The 9,990-nt window shown below is 59.7% G+C and carries 6 protein-coding genes; 5 read left to right on the top strand and 1 reads right to left on the bottom strand.

The features are described 5' to 3' along the window. Positions 1 to 58: 58 nt before the first annotated feature. On the bottom strand, positions 59 to 1,060 hold the full coding sequence (locus B3C64_RS04515; protein WP_291534029.1) for a LacI family DNA-binding transcriptional regulator: 1,002 nt from the start codon (positions 1,058 to 1,060) through the stop codon (positions 59 to 61). Between the two features lie 145 nt (positions 1,061 to 1,205). Here B3C64_RS04515 and B3C64_RS04510 point away from each other — a divergent pair, with 145 nt between their 5' ends. The 5 genes from B3C64_RS04510 to B3C64_RS04490 all read left to right on the top strand — a co-directional run. Continuing rightward, positions 1,206 to 2,453 carry an ABC transporter substrate-binding protein gene (locus tag B3C64_RS04510; RefSeq protein ID WP_291534027.1) on the top strand — a complete coding sequence of 416 codons (1,248 nt, stop codon included), beginning with the start codon at positions 1,206 to 1,208 and terminating at the stop codon, positions 2,451 to 2,453. Between the two features lie 140 nt (positions 2,454 to 2,593). Continuing rightward, positions 2,594 to 3,499 carry a carbohydrate ABC transporter permease gene (locus B3C64_RS04505; RefSeq protein ID WP_291534026.1) on the top strand — a complete coding sequence of 302 codons (906 nt, stop codon included), beginning with the start codon at positions 2,594 to 2,596 and terminating at the stop codon, positions 3,497 to 3,499. Positions 3,500 to 3,513: 14 nt separating this feature from the next. Continuing rightward, complete coding sequence (locus tag B3C64_RS04500; protein WP_291534025.1) at positions 3,514 to 4,356, top strand: carbohydrate ABC transporter permease; 843 nt, start codon at positions 3,514 to 3,516, stop codon at positions 4,354 to 4,356. A 45-nt stretch (positions 4,357 to 4,401) separates the two neighbouring features. Continuing rightward, positions 4,402 to 6,384: a glycoside hydrolase family 127 protein gene (locus B3C64_RS04495; protein WP_291534024.1), complete on the top strand. Its 1,983-nt coding sequence runs from the start codon at positions 4,402 to 4,404 to the stop codon at positions 6,382 to 6,384. Between the two features lie 231 nt (positions 6,385 to 6,615). Beyond that, the coding region (locus tag B3C64_RS04490; RefSeq protein ID WP_291534023.1) for an Ig-like domain-containing protein at positions 6,616 to 9,990 on the top strand (3,375 nt) is incomplete at its 3' end.

Below are 9,990 nucleotides of genomic sequence, written 5' to 3'. Positions count from 1 at the left end.
GCAGGCGGTTTTCCTATGCGGCCGGCCCCACGCCTTCCTATGCAAATCATCCGGACTTCTATGCGGATGTGGATTTGCGCACGATCAGCGAACAGCCGATATACGTCGTGCCGCGATGCGGACGCCCTTTGATGGCGTCAAGCAGCTGACGCGCCGCGCGACGGCCGATTTCCTGCAGATTGTTGTCGAACGACGTGATCGGCACCCGGCATTCGGTGGCGGTGACCGCCCAATTGTCGTGCCCGATGACCTCGACGTCCTCGGGCACGCGCAAGTCCCAATCATGCAGGGTTTCGATGGCACCTCGCGCGAGCATATCGTTCAGACAATATATACCGTCGATGTGCACGTCGCTTTCCAACAGCAACCGGGTCGCGGTGCGTCCCCAATCCTCGCGCCAGCTACCATATCGGGTCGGTGCCGCAAGACGTATGCCGGCGTGCTCCACCGCTTGCCGGGCTCCGGCGAGGCGGTCTTTGGTGGCCTGATAATGTTCTGGTCCGGAAATGATAGCGATGTAGCGACGACCATGACCGAGCAGATGCTCGATGGCCATTCGTCCCGCGCTGACGTTATCGCAGGTCACCGAACAATCCTCGGGATTGGACGACGGAGCATAGACGTAGACAATGGGAATGCCCAATGCGGTATTGGGCTTGATCGGCGGACGGACATCCGTCTCGCCGCCCAACACCAGTAAGCCATCGACACCACGTGCGGCCAACTGATCGATATGCGCACGCTCCAGCTTCGGATCACCCCGCGAATTGGTGAGCAACACGGCATGATTCGTAGTACCCAATGTGTTCTCCGCGCCAGTCAACGCAGGCGTAGCGAATCTTCCCTCGAGGTCAGCGGAGACCAAGCCGATAAGTCCCGTATGCCGATGCATCGCCGACATGCTGACCGGCTTGCGGTAGCCAAGGTCCTTGGCGGTTTTCAAGATAACCCGCCGTGTATGCGCCGCAAGCTGCCCGGTATCGTTCAGCGCCTTCGAAACCGCCGATTTCGAAACATGAGCGGCAACGGCAATATCGTCCAGAGTCACACGATTAGCCATACCGCAATTCTAGGAAACGTTTCCGCATCGTGCAAATTGCGCACATTCCAGCATGTTCGTTTTATTGTTGAGGTAACAGCTTAAACCACGATCTCAAAGCTGAGTCATTCGAAGTCGAGCGTGGTGCTGGAAGAAAGGAAACACTATGAACATCAACATGAAGCGCAATGTTCTTCGCTTGATCGCTGGTGTTGCAGCCGCTGCAACACTGGTGGGCACCGCTGCCTGCGGTTCCTCGAACAGCTCCTCAAGCGATGACGGCGAGATCACCTTCTCCTACTGGGACACCTTCCCGGTCCTGAAGGAGTTCAAGAAGGCCAACCCCAACTTCAAGTTCAAGGAACTCAAGGTTCCTGGAGACTCCTACAACAACAAGATCCAGCAGATGGTCACCGGCGGCAACGCCCCTGACGTGATGCTGCTGCAGGAAGCCGATTACGTCCGTTACGCCAAGGCGGGCGTCATCGAGAAGCTCGACCCGAGCGAGTTCGGCATTGACGAAAGCGACTTCCAGCCGGCAGTGGCCGACATCGCCAAGCAGACCGGCGGCACCTACGGCTTCCCGCAGGGCATGGCTACCGAGCTCATGTACTACAACAAGGACATGTTCGACGCGGCCGGCCTCGACTACCCGACCGACGACTGGACTTGGGACGACTACGCGAACGCCGCGGCCAAGCTCACCAAGTCCGACGGCAGCCAGTGGGGCTCCGACGCTCCGACCTTCAACGGCGTGTGGTACTCCTTGGCAGGCCAGGGTGGCGACAAGGTCGTCAACAACGGCAAGCTCTCCCTGGGCAAGGGTCTGAAGGCCGCTCTTGAGTACCAGAACAAGCTGACCAACGAGCTCAAGGCCCAGCCGGCTCCGTCTTCCGGCTCCAAGGTCTCCGATCTGTTCGCCGCAGGACAGGCCGCAATGACCCTTGGTGGCAGCTGGCTGATTTCCACCACCTACAAGGACGCCGACTTCAACTGGGACATCGCCACCATGCCGGCCGCTCCTAACGGCCAGGACTACAACTCCCTGCACACCTCCTTCTTCGCCATCAACGCCAATTCCAAGCACAAGGATCAGGCCAAGAAGTTCATCAAGTGGATGATGAGCGAAGACGGACAGGTCGCGCTGGAGAAGGCGAACGCCAACATCTCCGCCCTCAAGTCCATCGGCGCCAAGGGTGACTGGAAGGTTCAGGGCAAGAACGGCCCGAGCAACTGGGAAGCCTTTGAGAAGGCCGCCGAGGAAGGCAAGTTCGGCTACACCACCGTCGCTTCCACCCCGACCTTCGATCTGTACAACCAGATCAACGCCTACATTCTTGGTCAGACCACTGAGAAGGATGTGCTGACCACCCAGGTCGACAAGGCCAACAAGGATATTGAGAACGCTCAGTAACCTAACCGCCGTCCCGTACGGCACCAAATCCTCCTTCTAAAAACCAATGGTGGTTCCCGTGACTTTCCCGTGACGGGGACCACCATTACTTTTCCCCATTTCCATTCGCATCGTTTTCATCGAATCGAAGGGTCACTCCCATGTCAACCGCAAAAACCTCCAATAACTCCAAAGCCAGGCGCTGGTCTGACGCTGGCGCAGGCTGGGGATTCCTTACTCCATGGATTATCGGCTTCCTCGTCTTCAGCGCGTTCCCGATCATCTTCAGCTTTGTTCTGAGCTTGACCAAGTGGAATATGCTTGGCACGCCGCAGTTCGTAGGCCTCGACAACTATAAGAACCTGTTCTCCGGCGATTCCGAATTCGCACATACGCTCGGCGTCACCTTCGTCTTCACCATCATCAACGTCGGCATTTCCATCTTCTTCTCATTGATCCTGGCCATCCTGCTTAACCTCAAGGTCCGTTTCAAGGGTCTGTTCCAGTTCTTCTACTACGTGCCGACCATTATGCCGTCCGTCGTCATGGCAGGCTGCCTGGTGCTGATGTTCAACCCGCAGCTGGGTATCGTCAACTACGTGCTCAAGTGCATCGGCGTGACCAACCCGCCGAACTGGACCGGTAGCAACACCCTCGTGTGGGTCGTCGTGGCCTACGCCTCTGTCTTCACTTTCCAGACCGGCCAGCAGATGCTCGTCTTCTCCGCAGCGCTTAAGGATGTTCCGCAGGAACTGTACGAAGCCGCTTCCCTTGATGGCGCCAATGCCTGGACCCGCTTCTGGCACGTCACCATTCCGGGCATCGCACCGATGCTGCTGTTCAACACCGTCTCCTGCACGGTCAATTCATTCAACGGCGCTTTCACCTTGCTGTATCCGTTGACCGGCGGTGGCCCGGGCGACGCAACCAAGGTCCTCGGCCTTGACATCTACAACCAGGCATTCAAGAACTTCAATATGGGCCAAGCTTCCACGCTCGCGGTGGTGCTGTTCATCATCGTGGCCATCATCGGCGCGGTCGAGTTCAAGCTCATGGATCGCAACTAAGGAGGGCACATATCATGTACAACGCTCCCAAATGGATGAAGGCTCTTCAGTACGCGGTGATGATCATCGTCGCGGCCTTCATGTTCTTCCCGATTTACTGGATCTTCTGCAACTCCCTCAAGACCCTGACCGGCATCTCCGCATTTCCGCCGGAGTTGTTCCCCAGCGACCCGCAGTGGAGCAACTACACCCAGGTGCTTTCTGATCCGAAGAATCTGACCTACCTGCGCAACACGCTGATTCTGGTCGTTTTCAACACGGTCGGCACCTTGGTGTCCAGCTCCATCGTCGCCTACCCGCTTGCCCGCATGCGCTTCCGCGGCCGCAACACCGTGTTCACCATCATCATTCTGACCATGATGGTGCCGAGCGCCACCCTCGTCGTTCCGGAATACCTCATGTTCCGTGTGTTCGGCATGCTGGACTCCTTCTGGCCGTTGATCCTGCCGAGCTTCTTCGCTCAGCCGTACAACGTCTTCCTGTTCCGCCAGTTCTTCGTGTCCATTCCGGACTCCATCGATGAGGCCGCGATGCTTGATGGCTGCAACCGTTGGCAGACCTTCTGGAAGGTCATCGTCCCGCTGGGCAAGCCGATTTACATCACCGTCGGCATCATGTCCGCCAGCTTCTGGTGGAACGAGCTCTTCATGCCGTTGATCTTCATCAACTCCGATGAGTACAAGCCGCTCACCGTTGGCGCACTGACCAACTTCCAGCTGGCCGGTGGCGGCAACCAGACCGCATGGAACCTGCAAATGGCGTTCTCCATGCTGATGATTCTGCCGCCTGCACTGCTGTACATCTGCTGCTCGAAGTACATCACCGAAGGCATCAAGACCAGCGGTATGAAGGACTGAGTCTCTTCTTAACGAGCTTTCGCACACAACAACAAAGGAATCGAAATGACTAATCAAGCCCAGACTATGAACGTGAACATCACGTCGCGTTTCTGGACGCGATACCTCAACATGACCGTTGAAAACGCGCTGCCGTATCAGTGGCGCGCGCTGAACGACGAAGTGCCCGTCGACGTGCCGGAAGGCGCCGCTTGGGGCGAGAACGGCAGCCAGTTCAGCCACTCCCTGCGCAACCTGCGTATTGCCGCAGGACGCGAGGAAGGCGTGTTCTCCGGACAGCCGTTCCAGGACACTGACGTGTCGAAGTGGCTCGAAGCCGCCAGCTACGCGCTGCGCCGCAAGAACGCCGGTCTGAACGTCGACGAGCTCGAAGCCCATGTGGACGAAGCCATCGAACTGTTCGAAGGCGCTCAGGACAAGGACGGCTACCTCGATACCAAGTTCGAGCTGGATCTGCCTGCCGAGAAGCGTTTCAAGGGCCTGCGCTGGAGCCATGAGCTGTACACCATGGGCCACTTCATCGAAGCCGCCGTCGCCCACTACGAGGTCACCGGTTCCAAGCGCGCGCTGGACATCGCCGAGCGCGTGGCGAACTGCATCGACCACAACTTCGGTGACGGTGAGGGCCAGGTGCACGGTCCTGACGGACACCCGGAAATCGAACTCGCCTTGGCACGCCTGTACGAGGCAACCGGTGAACGCCGTTGGCTCGACCTTGCCGCTTGGTTCATCCGCGTGCGCGGCACCGATCCGGAGTTCTTCGACGAGCAGGATGCGGCCGGTGGCCCGCAGTTCTACACCGACCTGCACATGCCGCTCAAGTACTTCGTGCAGGACGAGCCGATCCTCGACAAGCAGCACGCCGAAGGTCACGCCGTGCGTCTGCTGTACTTGGCCGCAGCCGTCTCCAAGGTCGGCCGCCTGCTGAACGACCAGAAGATGCTCGACACCGCCGAGCGCCTGTGGACCAACATCGTCAAGCACCGCATGTACATCACCGGCGCCGTCGGATCCTGCCAGGTTGGCGAATCCTTCAGCTTCGACGATGATCTGCCGAACGATCTGGTGTACGGCGAGACCTGCGCCTCCGTCGCCATGCTGTTCTACGGCAAGTCCCTGATGGAGACCAAGCCGCGCGGTTCCGTGGCCGACGTGATGGAGAAGGAACTCTTCAACGGCGTGCTTTCGGGCGTGCAGCTGGATGGCACCCGCTACTTCTACGTCAACCCGCTGGAAGCCGATCCGGCCGCTTCGAAGGGCAACCCGACCAAGGCCCACATCCTCACCCGTCGTGCCGGCTGGTTCGACTGCGCTTGCTGCCCGGCCAACCTGGGCCGTCTGATCGCCTCCCTCGACCAGTACCTGTACACGGTTTCGGACGACGGCAAGACGGTCTACGCCCACCAGTTCGTGGCCAACAAGACCGAGTTCGGCGACGACTTCGTCATCGAACAGACCCAGTCCGGCGATGAATACCCGTGGAGCGGCGACATCACCTTCCGTGTGTCCAACCCGAACGGTCTGGACAAGAAGGTGGCGGTCCGCATTCCGCAGTGGTCCAAGGACTACACGCTGGAAGTCAACGGCGAAGCCGTCGAGCTTCCGGTGGTCGACGGCTTCGTGACCGTTGACGCTTCCGCGGCCAATACGGAGATCCACCTGGTGCTCGACATGTCCGTGCGCCGCGTCCGCGCCTCGCTGCGTGTGCGCGCCGACATCGGCAAGCTGGCTGTGGCCCGTGGCCCGATCGTGTTCTGCATGGAGCAGGTCGACAACGAGGGCCCGCTGTGGCTGGACGGCATGAGCGCGGATGCCAGCGTGTCCGAAGCCTACGAGCCGGATCTGCTGGATGGCGTCGAGGTGCTCAAGGTCAAGGGCAGCCGTCTCGAATCCCCGACCGATGACCAGTACCGCTCCGTGGATGAGCCGCTCGCCGAGCGCGACGAAACCCTCACCATGATTCCGTACTACGCATGGTGCAACCGCGAGGAAGGCCAGATGCAGGTCTGGATCCGCGAAACCAAGTAACGGACTCCAACAATCAGGAAGCGTGATGCCGACTTTGCGGCATCGCGCTTCCTGCATATCACCAACATCACCCCCTATTAACCCTTTTACGCCGCAACAGAGCAGTTGTACCGCCGAAGCATCCGATACCACCGCTTCGGCATAACGACAAAGAAGTCCACTGATTTTTGCCCGATGGAGTGAATTCCGAAGAATAAACACCTCAGGCACAACCATAGAAGACAAGGAGAGATGATGAATCTACGCAAGCCACTGGCGGCGCTGCTGGCCACGGCCACGATGGCGTCACTGGCCGTGGGCGCAAGCTCAACGGCGCTCGCGCAATATACCGAGGGGAATGGCCCTCAGACATTGAATGTCGATTATGGCACCGAAACCGGCGACTTCTACGGTGGCGCCTCCGGCACACTGTACGGTCTCGGCGACGACGGTTCCCCTACCGATGCGATCCTCAACGGCGCCTCCGTCGACAACACCTCGCAGAAGCCTCCGTTCGGCACCCAGCATGCCAGCGGTGACGCCTTGGCCGTCGAGGATTCGTTCTTCAACAACAACGGCAAGGAACTGGCCATCTACATCCAGGATTACTACTCGGATTGGGGCTACAACAAGGGCAAGCGTCCAAGCGACAACCGCTCCTACAAGCTGGACGTGCCGGTGGACGATCCGAGCTACGGCACCTACACCAACGAATCGAACGGCCGCTGGGACTATGACGAAATCACCGAACTGGTGATGAACAAGGTTCTCGCCAATGCGAAGAATCCCGACCAGTGGACCTTCCTACCATTCAACGAGCCCGATGAAGGCAACTGGTACAAGACCGGCGACAGCGTCTTCACCAACAATCAGGAAAGCAAGGGCTACAACAGCACCTTCCTGCAGCTGCTCAAGGACTGGGATTCCGAATACGACACCATCAACAAGGTGTGGTCGCAGTACAAGAACAATGCCACCGTATCGTACAAGAACGGTGAGGAAGTGGCTGAAGGCACGGAAGGCGCCACCACCGTCACCAAATCCCTGCCGGAAGGCGTGAGCATCACCAGGGACAAGGCCCGTTTGGCCGGCCCCGGCGATTCCGCGTGGCGTCCGCAGCGCACTTGGCACTTCCTGCGCTGGGCGAGTGGCCAGTACGGCGACAAGTACGCCAATGTGAGCGACAACCAGAAGCGCGACGACGTGACCAAGAACCGTCTGCCGGATGTGATGGTATGGCATGAGCTTGGTGAAGACAGCCTGAAGAACTACCGCAACCACTACAACACGTTCGTGGCGCAGGAAGACAATCTCAACATCCCGCATCTGGGAGTGAACATCACCGAATACGGCGAGATGCGAGATATGGGCACCCCTGGCCAGCTGATCCAGTGGATGGCGATGTTCGAGGAAACCAAGGTACAGGCAGAGACCGCGTACTGGAACATGTCCGGCAACCTGTCCGACAACATGTCCGGCACCAACAGCGCGAACGCCGGCTGGTGGATGTTCAAGTGGTACGGCGACCTGCGTGGATCACAGACCGTCAAGGTCACCTCTTCATATGAGAACACCGTCGACAATCTGCAGGGCATCGCCGCGATCGACAAGACGAACAAGAAGGCCACCGTGCTGTACGGCGGCGCCAACAGCCAGATCTCCGGCGGCAACGTGAGCAGGGTCGGCAACAACATCCCCGTCACCGTGCACATGACCGGACTTGATAAGGTCAAGGACGTGTTGGGCACCAACGTGGATGTAGAGGTTCGCGAGAACGCCTATACCGGCATCGACGGCGCAGCCACCACGCCGCGCGTGGTCAACGTGATCAGCAACGCCGACATCTCCTCCGGCACGCTGGATGTGACGACCACCAGCATCGACCGTTACGCCAGCTATCAGCTGGTCGTCACCCCGCACCAGGACCGCACACTCGCCACCGACACCACCGATGCGGACGGCAAGGCTCCGGAAAGCGGCCGTTGGGCAGCGACCGTCGAGGCCGAGGACACCGAGCTGAACAACACCTCGATTGCGGATGTGAAGCCGAACCAGGGCGGCTGGGGACACCTGATCGCCTCCGGCAACCGTTGGGTCGGCGGCGGCAACGATTCGAACGCCGAACGCTCCGCCACCTGGACCGTGACCGTGCCTGCCGATGGTGATTATCGTCTTGAGGTAATCGGCGGCAATGAAGGTGTGGCCGGCACCAACCAGATCTCCGTCGACGGCAAGAGCGTCGGCGACATGACCATCACCGGCGAGCAATCGATTCCGAGCAGCTCCATGAAGTGGCGCTACCAGGGTAGCGGCGTGCTGACGCTCAAGGGCCTGAAAGCCGGCAAGCACACCATCAAGGTCGCCACCACGAGCAGCAAGTTCAACAACACCTGGGACAAGTTCATGCTGTACCAGATGGGCGCTGCGAACGATGACGCGACCACCTACTACCCGTCCACCGATTTCCGCTTCCAGAACGGCGCGACGCTCGATTGGTCCGATGGCACCAAGGGTGCCGCCGCATTGAATGGCGGTATCGCCGACGTGCATGCCAGCACTTGGGAAAGCGGATACTACGACGTCACTGTGGAATACACGGCCGACAAGGGCACGCCGCTCAGCCTGACCGCCAACGGCACTGTGGTGGCCAAGGTGCAGTCCGCGCAGGGCGGATTGCAGAAGGTCGTTGTGCGCACCGCACTGCCGGAAGGCATCACGCACTTCCAGATTGCCGGCAACGGCGCGAAGGTCGTCAGCCTTACCACCCAGCGCGCAGCGGAATCCGACAAGAACGCGGTGGCCGTTGAGGCGGAAGACGTTGCCGACGGCGCCACCACGGTGTCCCCGACCGGCTTCACCAACGGCACCGGCACATACGTGACCGACTTGGGCGTCAAGAAGCTCGATGCTTCCCATTCCAAGGTTCAGGGTGGTTTGCACTGGCTGGAGACCGACGCCGACGGCAATGCGCTGCTGGCCGACAATTCCGGCAAGCTGACCATTCCCGCGGGCAAGCTCGCAGCCGGCACGTACAACGCCGTGGTGACGTTCTCGAACGACATCAACTTCAGCTACACACGCGACAAGCAGAATGTCGATCTTGGTCTGCAGATGAGGCAGAACGGCAAGGAAATCGCGCGCGACATGTACCGTTTCACCTTCAACGCGCAGAGCTTCCTCGACCGCTCGACCACCATCACCACTGATGGCGGCGCCATTGAAATCGGCAACTTCGACAGCACCGCGTCGATGGGCGTCGCTCCGAACATCGACAAGATCACCTTCTATCCGGTGGTCGCCGCCGATGTGCAGAACGTGCCGGTCAGCGATGTCGAATCGGTGGCGATTTCCGGTGACGGCATCACCGACGGCGTGCTGACGGTCAAGGAAGGCGAGTCCACGAAGCTTTCCGCAACCGTGTCGCCGAAGACCGTGAGCCAGGATGTCACTTGGACCTCCTCGGATCCGGAATACGTGACGGTGGATGCCGATGGCACCGTGCATGCACTCAAGTCGGGCAAGGACGTGACCATCACCGCCACGGCCAACGCCGACAACCGCTTTGCCGCGCAGATCACGGTGAAGGTGACCGCCAAGGAACAGGCTGTCGACAAGTCCAAGCTGCAG

The sequence above is a fragment of the Bifidobacterium sp. UBA6881 genome (assembly GCA_002451435.1).
GTDB lineage: Bacteria > Actinomycetota > Actinomycetes > Actinomycetales > Bifidobacteriaceae > Bifidobacterium.
Note: the sequence above shows the minus strand (reverse complement) of the source record. Positions and strands in the feature narration are given on the sequence as shown.